Origin of the sequence: Enterobacter sp. RCC_40 (genome assembly GCF_041360735.1) — a bacterium.
In the GTDB taxonomy this organism is placed as follows: Bacteria; Pseudomonadota; Gammaproteobacteria; order Enterobacterales; family Enterobacteriaceae; genus Enterobacter; species Enterobacter ludwigii.
The window spans coordinates 49,711-72,984 of sequence record NZ_JBFUPR010000009.1; the positions used below are offsets into that span (position 1 = coordinate 49,711).

At 54.0% G+C, this 23,274-nt stretch carries 22 protein-coding genes; 4 read left to right on the forward strand and 18 right to left on the reverse strand.

Annotation, left to right across the window (positions count from 1 at the left end; translation table 11 throughout):
* Positions 1-133 precede the first annotated feature (133 nt).
* The 3 genes from ghxP to soxR form a co-directional block, all read right to left on the reverse strand.
* The gene (gene ghxP, locus AB6731_RS21205; RefSeq protein ID WP_020882835.1) at positions 134-1,483 is read right to left on the reverse strand and encodes a guanine/hypoxanthine transporter GhxP; all 1,350 of its coding nucleotides are present in this window, start codon (positions 1,481-1,483) and stop codon (positions 134-136) included.
* Between the two features lie 296 nt (positions 1,484-1,779).
* The gene (locus AB6731_RS21210; protein WP_032681911.1) at positions 1,780-2,451 is read right to left on the reverse strand and encodes a glutathione S-transferase family protein; all 672 of its coding nucleotides are present in this window, start codon (positions 2,449-2,451) and stop codon (positions 1,780-1,782) included.
* Positions 2,452-2,753: 302 nt separating this feature from the next.
* On the reverse strand, positions 2,754-3,212 hold the full coding sequence (gene soxR, locus AB6731_RS21215) for a redox-sensitive transcriptional activator SoxR (protein WP_014168225.1): 459 nt from the start codon (positions 3,210-3,212) through the stop codon (positions 2,754-2,756).
* Between the two features lie 98 nt (positions 3,213-3,310).
* Between soxR and soxS the strand changes: the two genes are divergently transcribed.
* Positions 3,311-3,637: a superoxide response transcriptional regulator SoxS gene (soxS, locus tag AB6731_RS21220; RefSeq protein ID WP_013095071.1), complete on the forward strand. Its 327-nt coding sequence runs from the start codon at positions 3,311-3,313 to the stop codon at positions 3,635-3,637.
* Positions 3,638-3,643: 6 nt separating this feature from the next.
* Here the strand turns inward: soxS and AB6731_RS21225 are convergent, their stop codons facing one another.
* Entirely contained in the window at positions 3,644-5,209 is a 1,566-nt protein-coding gene (locus AB6731_RS21225) for an EAL domain-containing protein (protein ID WP_371006769.1), read from the reverse strand.
* Positions 5,210-5,548: 339 nt separating this feature from the next.
* Entirely contained in the window at positions 5,549-6,949 is a 1,401-nt protein-coding gene (locus AB6731_RS21230) for a sensor domain-containing diguanylate cyclase (protein WP_044857504.1), read from the reverse strand.
* A 489-nt stretch (positions 6,950-7,438) separates the two neighbouring features.
* Here AB6731_RS21230 and AB6731_RS21235 point away from each other — a divergent pair, with 489 nt between their 5' ends.
* Positions 7,439-7,720, forward strand: a complete 282-nt coding sequence (locus AB6731_RS21235; RefSeq protein WP_020882839.1) for a YjcB family protein — start codon at positions 7,439-7,441, stop codon at positions 7,718-7,720.
* 63 nt (positions 7,721-7,783) lie between these two features.
* On the opposite strand, the gene ssb1 is transcribed toward AB6731_RS21235, so the two are convergent.
* Positions 7,784-8,311: a single-stranded DNA-binding protein SSB1 gene (gene ssb1, locus AB6731_RS21240; protein ID WP_020882840.1), complete on the reverse strand. Its 528-nt coding sequence runs from the start codon at positions 8,309-8,311 to the stop codon at positions 7,784-7,786.
* 251 nt (positions 8,312-8,562) lie between these two features.
* Here ssb1 and uvrA point away from each other — a divergent pair, with 251 nt between their 5' ends.
* On the forward strand, positions 8,563-11,385 hold the full coding sequence (gene uvrA / locus AB6731_RS21245; RefSeq protein ID WP_014168220.1) for an excinuclease ABC subunit UvrA: 2,823 nt from the start codon (positions 8,563-8,565) through the stop codon (positions 11,383-11,385).
* A 3-nt stretch (positions 11,386-11,388) separates the two neighbouring features.
* Here uvrA and AB6731_RS21250 read toward each other — a convergent pair whose 3' ends face one another.
* The 8 genes from AB6731_RS21250 to dnaB all read right to left on the reverse strand — a co-directional run bounded on the left by AB6731_RS21250 (position 11,389) and on the right by dnaB (position 18,606).
* A complete protein-coding gene (locus AB6731_RS21250; protein ID WP_014168219.1) occupies positions 11,389-11,742 on the reverse strand; it encodes an MmcQ/YjbR family DNA-binding protein in 354 nt (117 codons plus the stop codon).
* A 2-nt stretch (positions 11,743-11,744) separates the two neighbouring features.
* Positions 11,745-12,161 carry a secondary thiamine-phosphate synthase enzyme YjbQ gene (locus AB6731_RS21255; protein WP_371006771.1) on the reverse strand — a complete coding sequence of 139 codons (417 nt, stop codon included), beginning with the start codon at positions 12,159-12,161 and terminating at the stop codon, positions 11,745-11,747.
* 113 nt (positions 12,162-12,274) lie between these two features.
* Positions 12,275-12,988 carry an acid phosphatase AphA gene (aphA, locus tag AB6731_RS21260; RefSeq protein WP_014168217.1) on the reverse strand — a complete coding sequence of 238 codons (714 nt, stop codon included), beginning with the start codon at positions 12,986-12,988 and terminating at the stop codon, positions 12,275-12,277.
* Between the two features lie 253 nt (positions 12,989-13,241).
* The gene (tyrB, locus tag AB6731_RS21265; RefSeq protein ID WP_151712585.1) at positions 13,242-14,435 is read right to left on the reverse strand and encodes an aromatic amino acid transaminase; all 1,194 of its coding nucleotides are present in this window, start codon (positions 14,433-14,435) and stop codon (positions 13,242-13,244) included.
* Between the two features lie 75 nt (positions 14,436-14,510).
* Complete coding sequence (locus tag AB6731_RS21270; RefSeq protein WP_371006772.1) at positions 14,511-15,521, reverse strand: AAA family ATPase; 1,011 nt, start codon at positions 15,519-15,521, stop codon at positions 14,511-14,513.
* On the reverse strand, positions 15,518-16,075 hold the full coding sequence (gene pnuC / locus AB6731_RS21275) for a nicotinamide riboside transporter PnuC (RefSeq protein WP_059306182.1): 558 nt from the start codon (positions 16,073-16,075) through the stop codon (positions 15,518-15,520). Before pnuC ends, AB6731_RS21270 begins: the two co-directional genes overlap by 4 nt.
* A gap of 22 nt (positions 16,076-16,097) precedes the next feature.
* Complete coding sequence (gene alr, locus AB6731_RS21280) at positions 16,098-17,177, reverse strand: alanine racemase (protein WP_371006773.1); 1,080 nt, start codon at positions 17,175-17,177, stop codon at positions 16,098-16,100.
* Positions 17,178-17,193: 16 nt separating this feature from the next.
* Positions 17,194-18,606, reverse strand: a complete 1,413-nt coding sequence (gene dnaB, locus AB6731_RS21285; protein WP_008503375.1) for a replicative DNA helicase — start codon at positions 18,604-18,606, stop codon at positions 17,194-17,196.
* A 66-nt stretch (positions 18,607-18,672) separates the two neighbouring features.
* On the opposite strand from dnaB, the gene AB6731_RS21290 reads away from it, so the two are divergent.
* Positions 18,673-19,656: a quinone oxidoreductase gene (locus tag AB6731_RS21290; protein ID WP_014168211.1), complete on the forward strand. Its 984-nt coding sequence runs from the start codon at positions 18,673-18,675 to the stop codon at positions 19,654-19,656.
* A 185-nt stretch (positions 19,657-19,841) separates the two neighbouring features.
* On the opposite strand, the gene pspG is transcribed toward AB6731_RS21290, so the two are convergent.
* From pspG to AB6731_RS21310, 4 genes are all read right to left on the reverse strand, one after another.
* Complete coding sequence (pspG, locus tag AB6731_RS21295) at positions 19,842-20,084, reverse strand: envelope stress response protein PspG (RefSeq protein WP_020882842.1); 243 nt, start codon at positions 20,082-20,084, stop codon at positions 19,842-19,844.
* 136 nt (positions 20,085-20,220) lie between these two features.
* Complete coding sequence (gene dusA / locus AB6731_RS21300) at positions 20,221-21,216, reverse strand: tRNA dihydrouridine(20/20a) synthase DusA (protein WP_371006774.1); 996 nt, start codon at positions 21,214-21,216, stop codon at positions 20,221-20,223.
* An 82-nt stretch (positions 21,217-21,298) separates the two neighbouring features.
* Entirely contained in the window at positions 21,299-22,558 is a 1,260-nt protein-coding gene (gene traF / locus AB6731_RS21305; protein ID WP_153853120.1) for a conjugal transfer protein TraF, read from the reverse strand.
* 221 nt (positions 22,559-22,779) lie between these two features.
* Positions 22,780-23,268 (reverse strand): cupin domain-containing protein, encoded by a 489-nt coding sequence (locus AB6731_RS21310; RefSeq protein ID WP_371006775.1) that lies wholly within the window; start codon positions 23,266-23,268, stop codon positions 22,780-22,782.
* Positions 23,269-23,274: the final 6 nt, after the last annotated feature.

Below are 23,274 nucleotides of genomic sequence, written 5' to 3' on the forward strand. Positions count from 1 at the left end.
TTTCTTAAAAGCCAAACCTAAGGCGTCGTGCCTGTTATTCTATCTTCCTCAGAGTAACGCAAAAGACAACGGGATGAGTCCTGAAAATAAAAACGGGCGGCCTGAGCCACCCGTTTTCGCATCAATGGACAACTTAGATTGCCCAACCGCCCGCGTAGAACGCCACCAGCGCGACGGCAATCACAACGGTGCCGATGTTCAGCTTACGCCACTCGCCGGAGACCAGACGCCCAATCACCAGCGACGCAAAACCGATCATGATGCCGGTCACGATATTACAGGTCAGCACGATAAAGACCGCCGTGATGAGGCCTGACATCGCATCCACAAAATCAGCAAAATCGATTTTCGCCACGTTGCTCAGCATCAGCAGACCAACGTACATCAGCGCAGGTGCGGTCGCGTAGGCCGGCACCAGGTAGGAGAGTGGAGAGAGGAACAGGATCAGCAGGAACAGCACGCCAACGGTAATGGCCGTCAGGCCAGTTTTACCGCCTGCTGCCGTACCCGCAGCGGACTCGATATACACCGCAGCCGGAGCCGCGCCCACCAGACCCGAGAAGACGCTGCTCAGGGAGTCGGTGGTCAGCGCTTTGCCGCCATCGATAATCTGACCGTCTTTATCCAGCAGGTTCGCCTGACCCGCGACGGCACGGATGGTACCCGTTGCATCAAACACCGCGGTCATCACCAGCGCCAGCACGCTTGGCAGGATCACCGGGTTCAATGCCCCCATGATATCCAGACTGCCAATCAGAGAGTTGCCTTTGTCATCGCTCAGCGACGGCATGGCGAAAATCCCGGAGAAGTGAACGTTAGGATCGAAAATCAGGCCAACAATGGACACCCCGATAATGGTCAGCAAAATGCCGCCCGGGACTTTCAGTTTTTCCAGACCAATAATTACCGCCAGACCGATCAGGGACATAATGACCGGGAAGCTCGCGAAATGACCCAACGCCACCGGCAGACCGTCCAGCGGATTCTTGATCACCAGGCCGACGCCGTTTGCGGCAATCAGCAGCAGGAACAGCCCGATACCAATGCCGGTGCCATGCGCCACGCCCTGAGGCAGGTTGCGCAAAATCCAGCTACGGATGCCGGTGGCGGAGATAACGGTAAACAGTACCCCCATCAGGAACACGGCGCCGAGCGCAACCGGTACGCTGATGTGCTGACCCAGAACCAGGCTGAAAGCGGTAAAGGCGGTCAACGAGATTGCACAACCGATTGCCAGCGGCAGGTTCGCCCACAGGCCCATCACGATGGAGCCAACGCCCGCCACGAGACAGGTAGCAACAAAGACGGCCGCCGGTGGGAAGCCCGCTTTACCCAGCATACCCGGAACGACAATGACGGAGTAAACCATCGCCAGAAACGTGGTCAGACCGGCAACGATTTCCTGACGCACGGTGCTGCCGCGAGCCGAAATTTTAAAGATGGCGTCAAGCGAACCGCCAGTACGCGCAGATGGCGTAGACATAGAAAACATCCCCTGAGAGTTTTTATAGAAAGTCCGTAAGCATGGTGGAGACGCCACTGCCAGCTAAACGTCAAATCCGTGTTTTGCATTTGCGACGAAAGGGGCGTCACAGAAAAAGCAAACGTTTAGCTCCGCGCTTACAAACGGGTGGTCAAATTAAGGCAAACGATTATCTAGCCTAATCCCCGCCCTTTTCAACTGAACTTTATCGTTTTTCGCTAAAATTCCCTTATGACGCTGAAGAAATAAACAGAGGATGCGCAAACGTTATCGTCTGTGCGCAATTTGTTTACATTTCACTCCCCACCCGGAATCGATAACGGGCCACCTTGCTCCAGCGTTTTTTGCCAGCCAGGGCTGCTCTCCACTTTTTTCTTCCAGGCCTGGGTATGCGGGAGGTTATCAATGCCACTTCGCGCCAGCAGGGCAAAAATCGGGAAGCTCATCTGAATATCCGCCATGCTGAGCGTATCGCCGGCAAACCAGCTGTTATGGGCAAGATGCGACTCAATAAAACGTGCATGGGTTTCAAGCTGGCGGTTGAGATACGCTTTTTGCACTCCCTGCCCCAGCGCTTTACCCAACGTGCGGATACCAAACGGCACGGGCGGCTTACCGAGGCTACTGAAAACCAGCTTCATCAACAGCAGCGGCATTAGCGAACCTTCGGCATAGTGCAACCAGAAGCGGTACTGCACCTTATGCGCAGGATCCAGAGGCTTAAGCCGCGACTCCGGATCGTAGGTTTCCTGAAGATATTCGAGGATGGCCCCCGACTCGGCGAGGATCAGGCCGTTATCTTCAATAACCGGCGATTTGCCCAACGGGTGCACTTTTTTGAGCGACTCAGGCGCCAGCATGCTCTTTTCGCGCTGGTAACGAACAATCTCATAGGGCAGGGAAAGTTCTTCCAGCGCCCAGATCACACGGTGTGAGCGGGACTGGTTCAGGTGGTGTACCGTGAGCATTGTGTTCTCCTTTTATTCATACTTTTTAACTATAGAAAATCGAACAACACCGCGAAAAAAATTCGCCTAAAAAATGGCCTGACCGACTGGCGAAAAGACGGGTCTTGCATAGAATTAAAGTGTCAGCACAATCCGGAACCTCCCCAACACGCTCGACATGAGGGGTGCTGATGTCGGGGGAAACCCTCCCGTGAACCAGCGGGATAGAGTGAAAGACAAAGACCGGGAAAAACTAAAGCGCCCTTTTGTGGCGCTTTAGTTCTTTATGAGGTGCGGTATGAGGTACGGTTTTCCGCCGGATCTCAGTCTTCCTCCAGCAACCGCGCCCCTGTCCCCTGCTCACCCAGCCTGTCGCCCGGGTTACGCAACGGACAATCACTGCGCGACAAACAGCCGCAGCCAATACATCCGTCCAGTTCATCACGCAGCGCTACCAGCGTGTGAATGCGGCGATCCAGCTCTTCACGCCACTGAGAGGAAAGCTCTTTCCACTCTTTCGGGCTGAGAGAGTGCCCTTCCGGCAGCACGCCGAACGCATCGCCGATGGTGGCCAGGGGGATTCCGATTCGTTGGGCAATTTTGATAATCGCGACATAACGGAGCACGTCACGCGTGTAGCGTCGCTGGTTTCCGGCGTTTCGGATGCTTTTAATTAACCCTTTGCTTTCATAGAAGTGGAGCGCCGACACCGCAACACCGCTTCGCTTCGCCACTTCGCCGGGGGTTAACAACGCTTTAATTCGCGGCAATCTCTTTTCCATAAAACCTCTTTACCTCAAGTTAACTTGAGGAATTATACTCGCCCGCAGAGAAAACGACGAATCAACCAGGGCAGTTGTATCTACAGAGGGGCAACCTTATGTCGCATCAGCAAATTATTCAGACACTTATTGAATGGATTGATGAACATATCGACCAACCGTTGAACATTGATGTGGTCGCTAAAAAATCCGGCTATTCGAAATGGTATTTACAGAGAATGTTCCGTACCGTTATGCACCAGACGCTGGGTGAGTACATTCGTCAGCGCAGACTGCTGCTGGCGGCGCAGGCCTTACGCTCAACGCAGCGGCCCATTTTTGATATCGCGATGGATCTGGGTTATGTGTCGCAACAAACCTTTTCCCGCGTGTTTCGCCGCGAGTTTGACCGTACACCGAGCGACTATCGCCACCAGTTGAATTAATGACTCTCAATGCAAAGGTTGCTGCTGCCAGGTCATAAACTCCTGGGGCGGCATCGCTTTCGCGAAGTGCCATCCCTGACAGAACTGAACGCCACGTTTCAACAACCAGCTCACCTGTTCTGCCGTTTCCACCCCTTCCGCAATGGTTTTAAGCCGCAGGCTTTGTGCCATCTCAATAATATGCTCGGCGATAAGGTGGCTGGTGCTGTTAGTTGTTAGGGTGTCGATAAAGGATTTGTCGATTTTCAGAATATCGACATTCAGCGAATAAAGGTTGTGCAGATTAGAGTAACCCGTTCCAAAATCATCAATCGCCACTTCGTAACCCGCCTGACGGAACGCCTGAATAACCGGAGTGGTTTTAGGGACATCAATAAAACCGCGCTCCGTGACTTCGATTTTAATTTGCTGCGCACGTACGGCATAGTGTCGGGCCTTGTCCGAAATCATGGCGATCAGCCGTGAAGAGTGGAAATCCGTGGCCGACAGGTTAATCGAAATATAGAGATGCGGATGTGTTGCCAGGAATGTGCCCAGATCGCTGAATACCTCTTCGACAACATAATCCGTAATTCGCTCGCTCATGCCCTCTTTTTCCGCCAGCGGAATAAATTCAGCCGGGCTCATGACCGGCCCGTTAAAGCCAGGCCAGCGTAATAACGCCTCGGCTCCCACGCACTGGTTGTTCTTGATATCAATAATCGGCTGATAGTGAACACAAAGCTGGCGTTTATTGAGCGCTCGCTGCAGTAACCGCCCGGGAGAATTGAGTTCACGATGGGTGCGAGACCACACCAGCAAAATAATTATGCTGCAGATCATCCCGAGCGGTAACGTAAACGTCGCCTGGTGATAAAGCATTTCATAAAAACGTTTATTCGACGTCGACACGATAGCGGCAATAGGCCGTTTTGGGGATTTGACGACCGTATAAAAACGGTTATCTTTTTGAAATACCGATTCCTTATCCCGAATCATCGAACTTAATAAAGAAACATTCGCGCGCTGACTAACGGAAAAGAATGCATTCGTTACCGTGTCGTATACCCCCCACGAAAGGGAATGATCTGTCGACATTACTTCGCTGTAGGAAAGCGGATTGACCACCACAACATAATTTCCGCGCTGCATATATGTCATTTTATAGCCAGTAAAAAATGGCGTATCGCGATAATAATAGATAGCAACGTCAGGTTTACGTGTGTAATTAGCAGTGGATATCAGATAAGGATTGGCGGGTGTAAAAACGGTCGAACAAAGAAAATTCTGACCTTCTGCATAAATTAAATCCGCAACAAACAGACGACCGCGAACAACGTTCAACATATATTGGCGATGTTCTGGTGTACAACGTTCACCCTGATATTTTTCAGCCTCGTCGCGGGCCAGATCAACCTGTTGAATTACCAGTTCTGTTTTGTCTAACGCCAGTTCAGCAAAGGTACGTAGCTGGGCGCTTGTTTCCGACACGGCTCTTATCTGGGCAAACCATAGCGCAAGCATCACCGGCAGCATAACTACCATGATGATCCCTACCACCCTGAGCATCTTGCGCCGCGCGCTACGATTCATTTCCCGCCCTATATCCCTGCATGTTGTACGCCTGTAGTAATGAAGGCCGGATGCTTTGTTTAACAGGTGATTACGTTGCATGAATCATGCGAAGTTAGCAACTGACTTTTAGTATTAAAAATCTTAATTTTCGTTATGACGATAATATTTTCCCGTAAGCTAAACTGTAAGTATTCGTTCCGTTTCAATTAAGGAAAATAATTATCCAGCGGGTACGGGAGGTTTTAAGATAACACAACAGAGGATCGTTGATTAAGCCAAACTTCTGGCAGTGTGAAAAAACAACAACGGCAACATGACATTTTATGCTATTTACTCGCGCGTATTTTGTTTTTTGATTTATAAATAATCAGCAGCCACCACCGTTTTCCCCCGACCCGTACGCTTGGCGTCATATAATGCTTTATCGGCACGCATCAGTAATCCTGAAGTATCGCGTTGGCCCTGGCAGACCTCCACCGCCCCGGCGCTGAATGACAGCACCAGCTTTTTCTCTCCCACCACGAGCGGGTTGGTTTTGAGGGCAGTACGTAGCCTCGCCGAAAAAAGGGCGCCCGCGTTGCCGTCGGTTCGTGCCAGCAGGAGTAAAAACTCCTCGCCGCCCACACGGCCAAGCGCAGCGTTCTCGGGGCTTAACTCACGGATAGCCTGGCAAAAGTGGATAAGCGCCCGATCGCCCACCTGATGCCCCCACCGATCGTTGATCTGTTTGAAAAAATCAAGGTCAAACATGAGCACGCAAAAATGGCTGTCAGCATCCTGCCTGGCATTTGCCGCCAGCGCGGATTCCAGCTGCTGTAAAATGGTTGAACGGTTAAAACACCCGGTAAGATCGTCCGTGGTGGCTTTCACTTCCAGTTGCTGTTCGGCTTTTTTACGCTCGGTAATATCAAGCCCGATATTCAGGACTGAGCTGTCCGGCAGCAGAATGTTTGACCACAAAACCGTCAACGGCGTACCGTCTTTACGCAGTGGATGCCACTCGTACATATCCTTTAGCGGCGAGACATTTACCGACTCCCTGACCCGTCGCCGCTCTTCCGGGTCGGGGTAAAACAGTGAGAGCGGATCGGCATGGGCGCTGATCTCCGCCATTGTCCAGCCAAACACTTTTTCACACTCAGCATTCCACAGCACGCAGCGGTTAAATTTATCGAATGAGTTCATTAAAACAGGCGCTCGTTCAAACAGGGTTTTATATTGGGTCACCACACGCTGCATTTCCTGCGCTGTTTTTTCACGAACGATAATTTCTGAAAAATAGTCTTTTAATTTTTCGACCAGCACCGCAACAATACTTTTCAGGATGGCCAGAGAATATAACGGCTCAGCAAACGCCAGAAAGAAATAGCCGCTGCCTTGTCCGTTATGGGTTGAAAGCTTACATAACACCCCGCTTTGCAATTGCGAATAGCCAGGATGATGAGCGGAGAATAATGCGCGGCCGATATTCTCTTTCCAGTAGACGACCCGCCACGCACGGTGATGCTTCTCCAGCAGGGTACCGGCAAGAAAATCGGCCACCTCAAATGAGTGACAGGTCACTTCACCGGCACAGACCACGCGCTGTAGCCCGTCAGTATCAACGCTAATCCAGGCCAGGCTTGCCCCGAAGGCCCGGTTGATCGTCTCAAGCATCTCACTCAGCGAACAATGGGCGTGAAGCTGGGGCATCAGATCTGCCAGCGCATGCAACGCCCGCAGGCTGTCATTAACAATCTCACGTCGTTTTTCTTTCATTTTTTTCGCAGATTATTAAGCGTTAAACCGGACGCAACTTTCTTCAGATTCAAAAATCGGCGAGCCAGAGCAGGATGCTGAATATCAGCACAGCTGGAGTGCGAGACGTTGTGTGTAATTAAAAACGTACAAAGAGAAAAAACCCAATAAAATTCAAAAACCTGAATTATAGAATGCGAGTAAATTTATTTATCCACTCAAGCATAATCCAAAGGGTTGTTGCTGTAAACGTTCTACAGCACACCTCAATTTGCAGAGGTTTTGTTATCTCAATGAATTTATTACCTGGAAGCGATAAAAGGGGGTCATTAGCGTGCAAAGATATATTTTCCCCTCAATCCTCGTGCGACGCCTGGCTGTGATAATTCCTGCTTTTTTCACCCGTCTGAGGCTGGCGAATAAATCAACAAATGTGATATAGTTCACACATATTGTGTAACGAGAAACACTGTTTCATTCAGTTCGTCTGCTTTGTTGAGGATGGGTTTTATGGCAACCATTACTACCAGCATGGTTCTCCTGCGCTGGCCTTTGTTAAGTGCGGTGCTGATGTTCCTGGCCAGCACGCTAAACATTCAGTTTCGTAAATCTGACTATGCTGGCCTTGCTGTCATCAGCACCCTGTTGGGGTTGGGCGCGGCATGCTGGTTCGCAACGGGCCTGCTTGGCATCACCCTGCTGGATCTCGCTGCCGTCTGGGAAAATATTAAAGTGGTCATGGTGGAAGCCATGAGCCATACCCCGCCAGACTGGCCGATGGTGATTACCTGATCCCTGAGATGAAGAAAAAAACCCAGACCGAGGTCTGGGTTTTTTGTTTTAAACAGTCGGATATCAGAAAGGAATATCGTCGTCGAAGTCCATTGGGGGTTCGTTAGACGGTGCTGGCGCGGACTGCTGCTGTGGGCGAGACTGCGCGCCACCGCTGAACTGGTTGCCGCCCTGTGGCTGCTGAGGCTGACCCCAACCGCCCTGCTGCTGCTGACCGCCACCTGCTGGTGCACCACCGCCCTGACGGCCGCCGAGCATCTGCATGGTGCCACCCACGTTGACCACAACTTCCGTGGTGTACTTCTCAGCGCCGGCTTGATCGGTCCATTTGCGGGTACGCAGCTGGCCTTCAATATAAACCTGAGAACCTTTACGCAGATACTCACCAGCCACTTCCGCCAGTTTGCCAAACAGCACAACGCGGTGCCATTCAGTCTGCTCTTTCATCTCACCGGTCGCTTTATCACGCCAGGATTCGGAAGTAGCCAGCGTAATGTTGGCAACTGCGCCACCACTCGGCATGTAGCGTACTTCCGGGTCCTGGCCCAGATTACCGACGAGAATCACCTTGTTTACGCCTCTGCTGGCCATGTTCGTGTCTCCTGAATACGTTTCTTAATAGTGTAAACGCGCGAGTGTACCATTTCCACGCTGCAATTTGCATAGTTGCGTAGTCGGTTCCGAAATCTCTCGCGAACTCGACATTGTTACACAGTGAATCAGAAAATGCATTCCAATACTGTATATTCAAACAGGTCATTTTGTGTCATAATTAGCCGTTTCTGACAGCCGTTTGTCCTTCAAACAAACCAGGCAATCCGTGTTCCAACCGGGAAAGGTGAATGGATAAGATCGAAGTTCGGGGCGCCCGCACCCACAATCTCAAGAATATCAACCTCATAATCCCTCGCGACAAACTCATCGTCGTGACCGGGCTTTCGGGGTCTGGCAAATCCTCACTGGCTTTCGACACTTTATATGCCGAAGGACAGCGTCGTTACGTGGAGTCACTCTCTGCATACGCACGTCAGTTCCTGTCACTGATGGAAAAACCGGATGTAGACCATATTGAAGGGTTATCACCTGCTATCTCCATTGAGCAGAAATCCACCTCGCATAACCCGCGTTCAACGGTTGGTACGATTACCGAAATTCATGACTACCTGCGTCTGCTGTATGCACGCGTGGGTGAGCCGCGCTGCCCGGATCACGACGTCCCGCTGGCCGCGCAGACCGTAAGCCAGATGGTGGATAACGTGCTGTCGCAGCCGGAAGGTAAACGCCTGATGCTGCTGGCGCCCATCATTAAAGAACGTAAGGGCGAGCACACCAAAACGCTGGAGAACCTGGCAAGCCAGGGCTATATCCGCGCCCGTATCGACGGCGAAGTGTGTGACCTGTCGGATCCGCCTAAGCTGGAGCTGCAGAAGAAGCACACCATCGAAGTGGTGATTGACCGTTTCAAAGTCCGTGACGATCTGGCGACCCGCCTGGCCGAATCCTTCGAAACCGCGCTGGAACTCTCTGGCGGTACGGCCGTGGTCTCCGATATGGACAACCCGAAAGCGGAAGAGCTGCTCTTCTCCGCCAACTTTGCCTGTCCGATTTGTGGTTACAGCATGCGCGAGCTGGAGCCGCGTCTGTTCTCGTTCAACAACCCGGCGGGCGCCTGTCCGACGTGTGACGGGCTGGGCGTACAGCAATATTTTGATCCGGACCGCGTGATCCAAAACCCGGAGCTGTCGCTGGCTGGCGGTGCGATCCGCGGATGGGATCGCCGCAACTTCTACTATTTCCAGATGCTGAAGTCGCTGGCAGAGCACTACAAATTCGACGTCGAGGCCCCGTGGGCCAGCCTGAACCCGAACGTGCACAAAGTGGTGCTGTTCGGTTCCGGCAAAGAGAACATCGAGTTCAAGTACATGAACGATCGCGGTGATACCTCCGTGCGCCGTCACCCGTTTGAAGGGGTGCTGCACAATATGGAGCGCCGCTACAAAGAGACCGAATCCAGCGCGGTTCGCGAGGAGCTGGCGAAGTTTATCAGCAACCGTTCCTGTGCGACCTGTGAAGGTACGCGTCTGCGCCGTGAAGCTCGCCATGTGTTTGTTGAAAACACGGCGCTGCCGACCATCTCAGACATGAGCATCGGTCACGCGATGGACTTCTTCAACAACCTGAAGCTCTCCGGCCAGCGCGCGAAAATCGCGGAAAAAGTCCTGAAAGAGATCGGCGATCGTCTGAAGTTCCTGGTGAACGTCGGCCTGAATTACCTGACGCTTTCCCGCTCCGCAGAGACCCTCTCCGGTGGCGAAGCTCAGCGTATCCGCCTCGCGAGCCAGATTGGCGCAGGCCTCGTCGGCGTGATGTATGTGCTGGATGAACCCTCAATCGGCCTGCACCAGCGTGACAACGAGCGTCTGCTCGGCACGCTTGTCCACCTGCGTAATCTCGGTAACACGGTGATTGTGGTTGAGCACGATGAAGACGCGATTCGCGCCGCTGACCACGTTATCGATATCGGCCCGGGCGCTGGCGTACACGGCGGCCAGGTGGTCGCGGAAGGAACGCTGAAAGATATTATGGCGGTGCCGGAGTCATTGACCGGCCAGTACATGAGCGGCAAGCGCAAGATTGAAGTGCCGAAACAGCGTGTACCGGCGAACCCGGAAAAAGTGCTGAAGCTGACCGGCGCCCGCGGCAACAACCTGAAAGATGTGACGCTGACGCTGCCGGTTGGGCTGTTTACCTGTATCACCGGCGTATCCGGTTCCGGTAAGTCGACGCTGATCAACGATACGCTGTTCCCGATTGCGCAGACGCAGCTGAACGGCGCGACGCTGGCCGAACCGGCGCCGTACCGTGACATCCAGGGGCTGGAGCATTTCGATAAAGTGATCGATATCGATCAGAGTCCAATCGGGCGGACTCCGCGTTCCAACCCTGCCACCTATACGGGCGTGTTCACACCCGTACGTGAACTGTTTGCAGGTGTGCCGGAAGCGCGTTCACGCGGGTATACGCCAGGACGTTTCAGCTTTAACGTGCGCGGCGGACGCTGTGAGGCGTGCCAGGGCGACGGGGTTATCAAGGTTGAGATGCACTTCCTGCCGGATATTTACGTACCGTGCGACCAGTGCAAAGGCAAACGCTATAACCGCGAAACGCTGGAGATTAAGTACAAAGGCAAAACCATCCACGAAGTGCTGGATATGACCATCGAAGAGGCGCGTGAGTTCTTTGACGCGGTCCCTGCGCTGGCGCGTAAGCTGCAGACGCTAATGGATGTGGGCCTGACCTATATTCGTCTGGGGCAGTCTGCCACCACGCTGTCTGGCGGTGAAGCACAGCGCGTGAAGCTGGCGCGTGAGCTCTCCAAACGCGGTACCGGCCAGACGCTGTACATTCTCGATGAGCCGACCACCGGTCTGCACTTTGCCGATATCCAGCAGCTGCTTGATGTTCTGCATCAGCTTCGCGATCAGGGCAACACGATTGTGGTCATTGAACACAACCTGGACGTGATTAAAACCGCGGACTGGATTGTCGATCTCGGCCCGGAAGGCGGCAGCGGCGGCGGTGAAATCCTCGTCTCCGGTACGCCAGAGACCGTTGCAGAGTGCGAAGCCTCGCACACCGCGCGCTTCCTCAAACCGTTGCTGTAATTGTCACACGGAGAGTTGCTGTCGGGTCGCTTCCGGCAGCAGCTCTACCGCCTGCTGATAAGACGCGTCCACCAGATAGTAAATTTGCGAACCCGGCAGTGAACCGTCGAGATAAACGGTGCTCCAGTGCGCTTTGTTGAGATGCTTGCTTGGCCGGACGTCATGGTGCTGCTGGCGTAACAGCTCCGCCAGTTCCGGGCTGGTTTTCAGCGACGCCGCCGGGCGACCCTCAACCTCTTTCACCATCGCAAACAGAATATCCCCCACTTTAATCTGCGTGGCTTTCCAGTCGCTGTGAACGCTTTGCTCCGCGCCAGGTTTACTCATGCAGTACTGAAGTAGCTCCGAAATTGTCATCTTTATTCCCCTTGTAGCGTTGCGATAATTTTACGCGAACCACCGTGAATACGATGTTCTCCCAGCCAGATCCCTTGCCACGTTCCCAGCAGTAACCGACCATTGTGCACCGGCAGCATCAGCGATACGCCCAGCAGAGAGGATTTGATATGCGACGGCATGTCATCTGCTCCCTCATAGTCGTGTTCATAAGGGGCGTTGTCCGGAACGGTTTTGAGAAAATGCTGCTCCATGTCAGACCGGACGGTGGGATCGCAATTTTCATTAAGCGTGAGAGAGGCTGACGTGTGCTGAAGCAGCAGATGCAGTAACCCCGTCCTGATGCGCGAGAGGTCGCGAATTTGCTCAATGACTTCATCAGTCACCAGATGAAATCCACGAGGTTTCGCGCTTAAGGTCAGGGTCTGTTGATACCACATGTGCTGCTCCGTTATGAAAGATGAATCTTTCTAAGTGTGCAGCAAGAAAGCGAAAGGTAAAACCCACAGCGGCGAGATTTGATTAAAAAAGAGGCAGCCTCGCCGCCCGGCGGTTAATACTCAGAATTAACAATCACTTCTTCGCCAAACTTTCCGGCCATGGGCAACGGTCGATACGTAGAGTTTGAGGCGCGTAACACCCTGATCCCTCTGGCTCCGACGTCATGCGCGGCGGTGATATCGTTATCTGAATCGCCATAGAAGACTTTGATGTTCTTCTGTTCCAGCCATTGGGTTTTGGTGTTTTGGCCGGGTTTGTCGCCGGCAAAAATAACCGGATTCATGCTGGAAGCCGGGATCTGAAAATCATCCTGCAGCGTTTTAGAGACGGTTTCGGTTTTGGTCTGGCTGCGTCCGGTCACAAAGTAAATGCTGTCACCGCGTTTAACGTGCATGGCGATAAGCGCGCGCGCCACCTCTTTAGGAATGCTGAACTCGTCCCAGCCGTTATTCATCTTTTCCCAGAACTCGGGGTTCTTCAGATACGCTTCGCTGTCCGGTGAGTAGGTTTTTTTGCCCCGCCAGAATCCCGGGCTGGAAAACAGGACCGTATCGTCGATATCAAAGCCTACAGCCATTGGCGGGCGCCCTAACAGGCTATTTTCGATTTGGGCTACGGATACCCAGTGAACAGGTGCCTGCTCGGCAAGCATGGCGGCTGTTGTGCCGGTGTAAAGCGGCGTCGGTGCGGAAGCGCGCGCGACGACGGCACTATTTAGCGAGAACAATAAGCAGGCGGCGCTGAGCGCCAGTGTGATCTTGCGCATGTTTTCCCCTGAATATTCAGTTTGTTATCGTTTTATTTTGAGTGAATGGTCAAAAAACTATCCGACCATAACCCCGGGGGGAGATGAAGGGAAGGAGTTTTTACTTATGAAGCTGAATAAAAAGAAGAAGATCACAAAGCGCGGATGAGGTCTGAAGGCCCGGTAGACGCAGCGCCACCGGGCAAGATTTTTGTGCGTCCTGATGCTCTCACTCGGCCCTCTCCCGCAGGGAGAGAGGGATGATAGTGAGTGCTTACATCACTGCAGCAAACGCCTGCGCAACACGATGAACGTTGCTGGCATTAAGCCCCGCCACGCACATACGGCCGCTGGAAATCAGGTAGACGCCGAACTCTTCACGCAGGCGATCGACCTGAGCCGCGCTGAGGCCGGTGTAGCTGAACATCCCACGCTGCTTAAGCAGATAGTCAAAATTATGCCCTGGGACGGCCTCTTTCAGCACGTCGACCAGCTCCTGACGCATCGTCAGGATGCGCTTGCGCATAGATTCCACTTCGGCGAGCCACGACGCTTTCAGCCGATCGTCACCCAGCACCGTGGCGACTACCTGCGCACCAAAGTTTGGCGGGCTGGAGTAAATGCGGCGCACGGTCGCCTTCAGCTGTCCGAGCACACGCCCGGCCGCTTCAGCGTCCTCACAGACCACTGACAGGCCGCCGACGCGCTCACCGTACAGGGAGAAGATTTTTGAGAACGAGTTGCTGACCAGCGCAGGCAGTCCGGCGCTGGCAACGGCGCGGATAGCGTAGGCATCTTCTTCCATGCCCGCGCCAAAGCCCTGATAGGCGATGTCGAGGAAGGGGATCAGGTTACGCGTCTTCAGCACGTCGATTACCGCATCCCACTGGGTATTAGTCAGGTCTGCACCGGTCGGGTTATGGCAGCACGGATGCAGCAGAACAATACTGCGCTCCGGCAGCGTATTCAGTTTTTCCAGCAGCGCGTCAACGCGCACGCCGTTGGTTTCGCTGTCAAACCACGGATAGGTCTGCACCGTAAAGCCCGCGCCCTCAAAAATCGCCACGTGGTTTTCCCACGTCGGGTCACTGACCCACACGCCAGAATCCGGGAAGTATTTTTTCAGAAAGTCAGCGCCAACTTTTAATGCGCCCGAGCCACCCAGCGTCTGGATGGTCGCCACCCGTTTTTGTGTCAGCACGGCGTGATCGGCACCAAACAGCAGCGGCGCAATGGTGTTGCGGTAGCTGTTTAACCCTTCCATTGGCAGATAGAGCGAGGCCCCGTGCGGGACGGCGTTAAGACGCGCTTCCGCTTCTGCCACAGCTTGCAGCTGAGGAATAATGCCCTCCTCGTTGTAATACAAACCAATACTGAGGTTAACTTTGTCGCTGCGAGGATCTTCTTTGAAACGCTCCATTAAGGAGAGAATGGGGTCGCCGGCATAGGCGTCAACTTTCTGAAACACGCGATGATTCTCCGGAATTCGATGAGGCAGGGATTTCAACAATAAACCGGATATGACAGAAGATCGAGAGCGATATCAGATCCGTTCCTGCAGATGTCGTCGAATCTGTTCAATGCGTTCAGCGAGCGAACCAGAAACAGACAGATAGGGGATATTTCTGTCTGTTAACGCGCGGATGTACCATGCCTGCTGTCGCTGGCGGAATGCAGCCCCCTGACGGGTACCATCCTGAACAAAAGGAAACTCATCGCCACAGAGCACCACCAGAGAATATGCGCGCCCGGCTAATTCTTCTAGCTCGCGTGGCGCGCTGCCAAACTGGTCGAGCATATAAAACAGCGTGGTTAAGGGCGAGGTATCGCAAACCAGGAAGGGAGCCGTGCTGGCCATCGCTTCACGACGTACCTGCTCGCGGGCAATATGCAGCAGATCGTCGCATCCCAGCACGCCATTCTTCTCTTCCCAATATTCTCGGCCAAACTCGGCGACAAATGGGGCGTTGAGCGTCGTCGCCAGCGCGCGGGAAAGCGTGCTTTTTCCTGTCGATTCGCCCCCCAATAAACAAATCCGAAAGACAAAGCTACGGTAGACCTCCGGGGACATCATCGTGCGGTAGCGATGGACGTCAGAACGTATCAGGGTTCCCGAGGGCGCATCAGGCCCCTTCGGACGCTGGAGGCGGACATGCGTAACCTGCTTGCCAAAACGCTGGCTTAACACCGCCGCAAATCCGTCGCCGTAGTCTTCGGCGGTAAATACGGCCTGTGGCTGGCAGTGAAGTATTTTTTCACACAGCGTTGCCACGTAATGCCGGTGAAGATCGGCATCCGCATCATTATGCGGCAGTGGTTCAAGCGCATGGGTCGCGATGACCTCCGGTGTCAGCACAAGGTGATGACATTGCGGGAAGCGCGCGCTTAACCAGTGAAGGCGCTTGTCGGGGTCATAACCCGGGATTTCCGGACGCGAATAACTGATGATATAGACCGTCTCACACTGGGCCAGCGCAGCATTTATCAGCGCTTCATGCCCCACGTGTAATGGCGCAAATTTGCCCACAACCAGACCGTCGCGATAAGGCTTCACTGGGCGCGAATCTCCTTACGCCACTGATATAAACCGTGCCAGGCATTAAACCAAAACACCAGATATAAACCCGCGGTCAAATGCAGATCTCTCATCGCATATAACGGGACCGCCAGCGTGTTTACAGCCAGCCAGACGTACCAGTTCTCCAGGCGTCGCCCCATTAACATAAACTGTGCAAGCACGCTGAATGTCAAAATAACGGAGTCCACCCAGGGGGCCCAGGCGTTAGTGTAGCGATGCAAGATCAGGCCATAACCCGCCGCCACCAGCAGGGCGCAGGCGAGCAGGATAAAGAAATGTCTGGGCCGGGTACGCCGAACGGGCAATACCTCCCCGCGATGACCTTTGAGCCAGTGCACCCAGCCGGTGATGCTGGTGATGATGAAAAAGAGCTGCAGGGTAACGTCAGCGTAAAGCTGAACCGAATAAAAGACCCAGCCATAAAGCCCACTGCCGATGATGCCTATCCACCACGTGTGAATACTGTTTCTGGCAGCCAGCCAGACCGAGAGGGCATAAGCCAGACAAGCGGCCATTTCGGATGGTGACATTACCCCTCCCTGGAAAGGTCTGTTAATCGATGTACTTCATCGCAACCCTTGATGTCAGGCGCGTGATAAGTTCGTAAGCACTCACTTTTGTGATTTCAGCGATGCGTTCAACAGGTAAACCCTCACCCCACATCACCACGTCATCACCCGGTTTATCCTGGGCATCTGGCCCGAGGTCAATGCAGATCATGTCCATCGCCACGCGGCCCACGATGTTCGCTTCACGGCCATTGACCAGTACCGGCGTGCCGGACGGCGCAGCGCGGGGATAACCGTCGCCATAGCCCATCGCCACCACGCCAAGGCGTGTGTCGCGCTCGCTGGTCCAGGTTCCGCCGTAGCCCACGGGCTCACCCGCTTTGTGATCGCGCACGGCAATCAGGTTGGACACAAGAGACATTACCGGCTGGAAACCAAAATCCGGCCCCCAGGGTCTGTTCTCCAGCGGAGAGACGCCGTAAAGAATAATGCCTGGACGCGCCCAGTCGAAGTGCGACTGCGGCCACAGCAAAATACCGCCAGACGCGGCAATGGAGCGCATTCCTGGCTTGCCTTCGCAGAAAGTATTAAAAATATCCAGCTGCTGCTCGGTCGCGCCACACTCGGGTTCATCGGCACGGGCAAAGTGGCTCACGATATTCACCGGCTGACGGACGTTTTTGCACTGACACAGACGCTGATAAAACGCGTCCGCCTTTTCCGGGCGCACGCCAAGACGGTGCATGCCGGTATCGAGCTTCATCCAGACGGTGACAGGCTCACTCAGCTCGGCGGTTTCCAGCGCCGCGAGTTGTTCTTCGTTATGTACCGCGGTGTGCAGATGCTGGGCAGCAATGGTCGGCAGATCTGCCGCTTCAAAAAAGCCTTCCAGCAGCAAAATCGGTTGAGTGATCCCACCCGCGCGCAGGCGGATGGCTTCTTCAAGACGGGCGACGCCAAAGGCGTCGGCATCGGGGAGCGTTCGCGCGGTCTCAATAAGACCGTGTCCGTAAGCGTTCGCTTTCACGACTGCAACGAGTTTACTGGCGGGAGCCAGTTCACGCAGACGTTGCAGGTTGTGTCGCAGAGCGCGGCGGTTAATGACCACAGTTGCCGCTTGCATTTGAATTCCTTAGAAATTACTCATCATCATATTGAGGACCGGCGTAGTTGTCGAAACGCGACCACTGTCCGTTAAAGGTCAGACGTACCGTACCGATAGGGCCGTTACGTTGTTTACCAATAATAATTTCGGCGATCCCTTTCAGGTCGCTGTTCTCGTGATAAACCTCATCACGGTAGATGAACATGATTAAGTCGGCATCCTGCTCGATGGAGCCCGATTCACGCAGGTCGGAGTTGACCGGGCGCTTATCAGCACGTTGTTCCAGGGAGCGGTTAAGCTGCGACAGCGCCACCACGGGCACATGCAACTCTTTGGCTAACGCCTTGAGCGAGCGGGAAATCTCCGCGATTTCCAGCGTACGGTTGTCGGACAGCGACGGCACGCGCATCAGCTGAAGGTAGTCAATCATGATAAGGCCAATGCCGCCATGTTCACGGGCGATACGGCGCGCACGGGAGCGCACTTCCGTCGGCGTCAGGCCGGAGGAGTCATCGATATAAATATTCCGTTTTTCCAGCAGGATACCCATGGTGCCGGAGATACGCGCCCAGTCCTCATCGTCGAGCTGGCCGGTACGGATACGGGTCTGATCCACGCGCGACAGCGACGCCAGAGAACGCATCATGATCTGTTCTGATGGCATCTCAAGACTGAAGATAAGAACCGGCTTGTCCTGCAACATCGCCGCATTTTCGACGAGGTTCATCGCAAATGTCGTTTTACCCATGGAGGGACGCGCCGCAACGATAATCAAATCTGACGGCTGCAGACCCGCGGTTTTCTTATTGAGATCGTCATAGCCGGTGTTCACGCCGGTGACACCGTCGTGCGGCTGCTGGAACAGTTGCTCAATACGCGCGACGGTAGCATCAAGCACATCAGCGATATTTTTCGGGCCTTCGTCTTTGTTTGCCCGGCTTTCCGCGATTTTAAAGACGCGGGACTCGGCCAGATCAAGCAGGTCTTCGCTGGTACGCCCCTGCGGATCAAAACCGGCTTCGGCGATCTCATTCGCCACCGAGATCATCTCACGAACAACTGCACGTTCGCGCACAATATCGGCATAAGCGCTGATATTCGCCGCACTTGGCGTGTTTTTTGACAGTTCCGCCAGGTAAGCAAACCCACCCACGCTGTCCAGTTGCCCCTGACGCTCCAGCGATTCCGCGAGCGTGATAAGGTCAATCGGGCTGCCCGACTCCTGCAGACGTGCCATTTCGGTAAAGATATGACGGTGCGGACGGGTATAGAAATCCTCGGACACCACGCGCTCGGCGACGTCGTCCCAGCGTTCGTTATCCAGCATTAAACCGCCCAACACCGACTGTTCCGCTTCAATCGAGTGCGGCGGGACTTTTAATCCTGCGACCTGGAAATCACGCTCGCGAGGTTCAGTCTGTTTGTTGAAGGGTTTGTTTCCTGCCATAGTGAATGGAGTTACCGAGATAAAGAGTGGGTCGAAAGATTACCATATTTTTCTGACGGAGGGAGCATGGCAACGCGCATTGAATTCCAGAAACATGGTGGGCCAGAAGTGTTAAACGCGGTGGAGTTTACCCCCGCAGCGCCTGGTGAAAACGAAGTTCAGGTTGAAAACAAAGCCATCGGCATTAACTACATCGACACCTATATTCGCGGCGGTCTCTATCCGCCTCCCTCCATGCCAAGCGGACTGGGAACGGAAGCGGCAGGCGTCGTGCTCAAAGTGGGCAGTGCCGTTAAGCATATTAAAGAGGGCGATCGCGTGGTGTACGCGCAATCCGCGCTGGGTGCCTACAGCTCCGTGCACAACGTGCCGGCCGATAAAGCCGCCCTTCTGCCAAATGCCATCTCGTTTGAACAAGCGGCTGCCTCATTCCTGAAAGGACTCACGGTCTATTATCTGCTGCGCAAAACCTATGAGATCAAACCTGACGAGCAGTTCCTGTTTCATGCCGCGGCGGGCGGCGTGGGGCTGATCGCCTGTCAGTGGGCCAAAGCGCTCGGTGCAAAACTTATCGGCACGGTGGGCAGCGCGCAAAAAGCCCAGCGCGCGCTTCAGGCTGGCGCCTGGCAGGTGATTAACTACCGTGAAGAGAGCATTGCTGAGCGCCTCAAAGAGATAACCAACGGCAAAAAGGTGCGCGTGGTTTATGACTCGGTGGGTAAAGATACCTGGGAGGCGTCGCTGGATTGTCTGCAGCGTCGCGGGCTGATGGTGAGCTTCGGCAACGCCTCGGGCGCCGTGACCGGCATTAATCTTGGCATTCTCAACCAGAAAGGGTCGCTGTATGTGACTCGCCCTTCCCTGCAGGGGTATATCACTAACCGGGAAGAGCTGATCGAGGCCAGCAACGAGCTCTTTTCGCTGATCGCCAGCGGCGTGATTAAAGTGGATGTGGCGGAGGCGCAGAAATACGCGCTAACCGATGCCAGGCGTGCACATGAGGTGCTGGAGAGCAGAGCGACACAGGGTTCAAGTCTGTTAATTCCCTGACCCCTAAAAAGAAATTGGGCTTCCCGTGGGAAGCCCTTTCTTTTTTTTAGTTCGGCTGTATGTAGGGTACAGCTCGATGAATTCTTTAGCGGCAGTCATAGTGACAGATTCGATAAGTAAATCCTATTCTGTTCTAAGCAATGCTGCCGGAAAAGTTGCAGGTATGTGACGAACACCTCAATACCTTAGTAACGAAAACGGTTATTGCGCTGATAAGTGGGCAGTTTTGGTGATTTAATTGCCCGTATCACCCACACCACGGCAATGGCCAGCAGCAGCCACGGCAGGAGCTTCAGCGTCAGGGCAAATAATCCCCCGATAAACATGACCACCGTCGCCACGACGATAGCCGCCAGAATCCCGAGCAGGGAAATCCCCGTCATCATCAGCATGACAAAAAAGCCAATCACAAAAAGTAGTTCTAACATGGTGCTCTCCCACGCGTTCCCGAATGATACAGCGATCATTACAAGAATCATGCCAACCATAACCCGCTGTTCTTAAAGCAAAACGCCCCGCACGGGTGTGCGAGGCGTGGTGAATTTGACGATCTTTTAGCGAAAATTATCGCTTATCAGCGACCAGACGTAGCGCGTGTTCCAGCACCTCGATGTCTGCACCGGCTTTATGCGCGTTCTCGCTAAGGTAGCGACGCCACTGGCGTGCTCCCGGGATCCCCTGGAACAGGCCCAGCATATGACGGGTGATATGACCAAGGTACGTCCCGTTACTCAGCTCACGCTCAATGTAGGGATACATGGCGCGTACCACGGCCACCGGGTCGGTATCTGCGCCTTCAACGCCAAAGATTTCCCTGTCGACCGTCGCCAGAATGCCTGGATTTTGATACGCCTCGCGCCCGACCATTACGCCATCCATATGCTCCAGGTGTGTTTTGGCCTCTTCCAGCGATTTAATGCCGCCGTTGATCGACATCGTGAGCTGCGGGAAGTCACGTTTTAGCTGGTACACGCGCGGGTAGTCCAGCGGCGGGATTTCACGGTTCTCTTTCGGGCTAAGTCCGGAGAGCCAGGCTTTACGCGCATGGATGATAAACATCTCGCACTCACCTTTCCCGGAGACCGTATTGATAAAATCGCAGAGAAATTCGTAGCTGTCCTGGTCGTCAATGCCGATACGGGTCTTGACCGTCACCGGAATGGAAACCACATCGCGCATCGCCTTGATGCAGTCTGCCACCAGGGATGCATTGCCCATCAGACACGCGCCGAACATGCCGTTCTGCACACGATCGGACGGACAGCCAACGTTAAGGTTAATTTCGTCATAGCCGCGCGCTTCTGCAAGCTTCGCACATTGCGCCAGCGCAGCGGGATCGCTACCGCCAAGCTGCAGAGCAACCGGATGCTCTTCTTCGCTGTAGGCCAGATAGTCGCCCTTTCCGTGAATAATTGCTCCGGTGGTCACCATTTCGGTGTACAGCAGCGTATGGCGGGAGAGCTGACGCAGGAAGTAGCGACAGTGTCTGTCCGTCCAGTCGAGCATCGGCGCAATGGAGAAACGGTATGCAGGGACAGCAGTCTGTAATTCTGACGACATGGCGAAGTTTTAAGCATCTGGTGAAAAGGGGGCGCTACTATAGCACAAAGAAAAGCCGGAGGCGCAGCGCCTCCGGTGCACTTTAGAAGGTCATGCTCAGCTGGGCGCCTGCGCCCCAGGTCTCGTCTTCACCGTACAGGCCCATCAGGTCGACATGGACCGTGTTAAACGGTGCAAAACCGACACCGCCAGTAAAGACATTGCTGTCGTTACCTTTCATGTCAGCACGGAAACCCGCACGCACCGCCAGCCAGTTCAGCGGCGTCACTTCGGCGCCTACGCCAACATACTGAGAAGTGTCTTCGCTTTTGAAGCCTTTGGTTTCCGTCAGATCGCCATCGGCGGTTAACGTCACCAGATCGTTATGCCAGGCGGCACCCGCGGTAACCAGAGGGCGGATCTGGTAGGTATCTTTATAGCTCACCACCTCCCCCGTGCGCCCGTTACGGATGCGAATGTCTTTGGTGTCGATATCGCGTGACATCAGGTTTTGCCCGCTCACGCCGACCGTCCAGTGCTCACCAAAATCGGCCGCGATACCGGCATCAACGTTAAAGCCGGTGTCGTCAGTACGGTAGCGACTGTCGTTCCACTTGTTGCTGTCATAATCGTAAATGGAGGTGGTGTAGTTATAAACCCAGGTCTTTTGCAGTTTTGGAGTGACGCCAACAGACACCGGAACACCGCCAAGCTCGAACTGACGCGCCACCGCGATACCATAGTCGGAGACAATTGCCGCCCGGCCAGACGCCGTTGAGTTGAGGTTTTTCGTGATTTGATCGGTGCCGTTCAGCGCAGCGTCCAGTGCAACGCCGGCAGCCACCGCATCGCTGCGTTGAATACCGCGCAGGTAATCAATATCTTGCTGATCAATAGAAGAACTGACGCGTCCGTGGGCATAGCCTTTAGCCATAAAGGCCACGGAAAGGACATCGTTAGGAATACTGACGGCTATCCCCGCACCCGCCGTGGCGCGTGCCGTTTTGCCCTTGAGATAATCCAGCTCATCGGCGAGATCTTTCGCCGCGCCCTGGAACTGGTTGATGGAACCTAACGGGTTGGTAATGATCTCAATCGGTGTAAGGTTATCAACCACGTCTTTGTAATGGTTGATTTTATCGTTGATGGTATCAATCTCATCCTGAAGATTGTCTTCATCGGTCACCTGCACGCCAGCGGACGGTAAAATGACCGTCACATCGTCGTCCGGTTTCGCCTTCGCCAGTAGCGCAGGGTTGATTAACGCCCCGCTGCCATAGTTTCCGGCCGCGACACCCGTGCCCCCCATGGCGTCGCTACGTGATTCTGTCCAGGTATTGGCTGCTCCCGCCTGATTTGCCATAAACAAGGAGACAGCGATGCTAACCACCGAAAATTTAAAATGTTTTTTCACAGTATGCTCGTCTTATAGTCTGTTATTAAATAACCCCTGTCTGTTATCTCCCAAACAGGAACGAACTATTGCTGTGAATAAGTGCAAAAAGACCCGCTATTTCCTTAAGTTAAATTCTCGCCAGGCCTGTTGTTATTTGTGACGGCCCTCAATATTTATAGAAGAGGAAATTATTTTTTCCCAGGTTTTCCATCGTGCGGTCCAAAAAACTGAGGAGGGTGGTCTACCCAGCGATCGTCGCGCGTGGCGGCGTACTCCGGATTAAGCGGGTAATAGATACGGTTATGCTTCTTGTTGGCCTCACCCACCACCAGGAGCCGTACCTCTTCGTCGGTGTTGTTGATGAAGGTATGACAGACCCCGGTTCCGGCGGGAAAGCCCACGCTGTCGCCAGGTTCAAGTTTCCATAAATATCCGTTAATCCAGGCTTCAGGGTAGCCTTCAAGCACGTAGATAAACTCTTCTTCGTCGCTTTCAGCATGTGGATAAGAGGTCCGTCGGCCTGGCGGTAAACGCTCATGGTGTATACCAATGCGTCCAAGGCCGAGCTTACGCGCCAGCGGTGCGCCAATGGCAAAGCGTTCACTACTGTCGGGATAGGTTGAGTCATCTGCGCCTTCTACCTCGCGCCAGTGTCGAATACAGTCAGGTCTTTTCATCGTTTA

Bases quoted from the DNA above. Each gene is read 5' to 3' on its own strand.
- ghxP (WP_020882835.1), bottom strand. From the start codon at position 1,483: ATGTCTACGCCATCTGCGCGTACTGGCGGTTCGCTTGACGCCATCTTT.
- AB6731_RS21210 (WP_032681911.1), bottom strand. From the start codon at position 2,451: ATGCTCACGGTACACCACCTGAACCAGTCCCGCTCACACCGTGTGATC.
- soxR (WP_014168225.1), bottom strand. From the start codon at position 3,212: ATGGAAAAGAGATTGCCGCGAATTAAAGCGTTGTTAACCCCCGGCGAA.
- soxS (WP_013095071.1), top strand. From the start codon at position 3,311: ATGTCGCATCAGCAAATTATTCAGACACTTATTGAATGGATTGATGAA.
- AB6731_RS21225 (WP_371006769.1), bottom strand. From the start codon at position 5,209: ATGAATCGTAGCGCGCGGCGCAAGATGCTCAGGGTGGTAGGGATCATC.
- AB6731_RS21230 (WP_044857504.1), bottom strand. From the start codon at position 6,949: ATGAAAGAAAAACGACGTGAGATTGTTAATGACAGCCTGCGGGCGTTG.
- AB6731_RS21235 (WP_020882839.1), top strand. From the start codon at position 7,439: ATGGCAACCATTACTACCAGCATGGTTCTCCTGCGCTGGCCTTTGTTA.
- ssb1 (WP_020882840.1), bottom strand. From the start codon at position 8,311: ATGGCCAGCAGAGGCGTAAACAAGGTGATTCTCGTCGGTAATCTGGGC.
- uvrA (WP_014168220.1), top strand. From the start codon at position 8,563: ATGGATAAGATCGAAGTTCGGGGCGCCCGCACCCACAATCTCAAGAAT.
- AB6731_RS21250 (WP_014168219.1), bottom strand. From the start codon at position 11,742: ATGACAATTTCGGAGCTACTTCAGTACTGCATGAGTAAACCTGGCGCG.
- AB6731_RS21255 (WP_371006771.1), bottom strand. From the start codon at position 12,161: ATGTGGTATCAACAGACCCTGACCTTAAGCGCGAAACCTCGTGGATTT.
- aphA (WP_014168217.1), bottom strand. From the start codon at position 12,988: ATGCGCAAGATCACACTGGCGCTCAGCGCCGCCTGCTTATTGTTCTCG.
- pnuC (WP_059306182.1), bottom strand. From the start codon at position 16,075: ATGTCACCATCCGAAATGGCCGCTTGTCTGGCTTATGCCCTCTCGGTC.
- alr (WP_371006773.1), bottom strand. From the start codon at position 17,177: ATGCAAGCGGCAACTGTGGTCATTAACCGCCGCGCTCTGCGACACAAC.
- dnaB (WP_008503375.1), bottom strand. From the start codon at position 18,606: ATGGCAGGAAACAAACCCTTCAACAAACAGACTGAACCTCGCGAGCGT.
- AB6731_RS21290 (WP_014168211.1), top strand. From the start codon at position 18,673: ATGGCAACGCGCATTGAATTCCAGAAACATGGTGGGCCAGAAGTGTTA.
- pspG (WP_020882842.1), bottom strand. From the start codon at position 20,084: ATGTTAGAACTACTTTTTGTGATTGGCTTTTTTGTCATGCTGATGATG.
- dusA (WP_371006774.1), bottom strand. From the start codon at position 21,216: ATGTCGTCAGAATTACAGACTGCTGTCCCTGCATACCGTTTCTCCATT.
- traF (WP_153853120.1), bottom strand. From the start codon at position 22,558: ATGGCAAATCAGGCGGGAGCAGCCAATACCTGGACAGAATCACGTAGC.
- AB6731_RS21310 (WP_371006775.1), bottom strand. From the start codon at position 23,268: ATGAAAAGACCTGACTGTATTCGACACTGGCGCGAGGTAGAAGGCGCA.